This is a genomic window from Vogesella mureinivorans, from assembly GCF_007644035.1.
GTDB lineage: Bacteria > Pseudomonadota > Gammaproteobacteria > Burkholderiales > Chromobacteriaceae > Vogesella > Vogesella mureinivorans.
The window spans coordinates 1-339 of record NZ_VMTV02000163.1; the positions used below are offsets into that span (position 1 = coordinate 1).

General features: G+C 47.2%; 1 protein-coding gene. It reads right to left on the bottom strand.

Features of this window, described 5'->3' with window-relative positions; all coding sequences use genetic code 11:
* Positions 1-339 (bottom strand): UvrD-helicase domain-containing protein (locus FLQ44_RS05595; protein ID WP_170252825.1); only part of this gene is annotated, 339 nt, incomplete at both ends.

A 339-nucleotide genomic window follows, 5' to 3' on the forward strand; every position in this document is an offset into this window, starting at 1 on the left:
GGTATGTGGTTTATTGACCACAGCGGATTTCATTTCTGAATTCCCCAAGAGAGGGACCGTTTCGTCCAAGGCACCAAGCAGATGATTTGCGACATCTGCGATTGCATCACCAAAACGAAACGAAGTGGTTAAACGAGATTCAGGAAGTGGCATTTGTTGCATGGCATTAACGGCACCACGCCAAGCGTAAATTTGTTGATGTGCATCACCCACATATATAACTTGGGTGTTGCGTTGGCGCAACAGGATGCCCAGCATCAAGGGGTCAGCATCTTGTGCCTCATCAAATAGCACATAATCTGCGGGAATAAATGGATCTGACAGTGCCCAGAGTTTGAG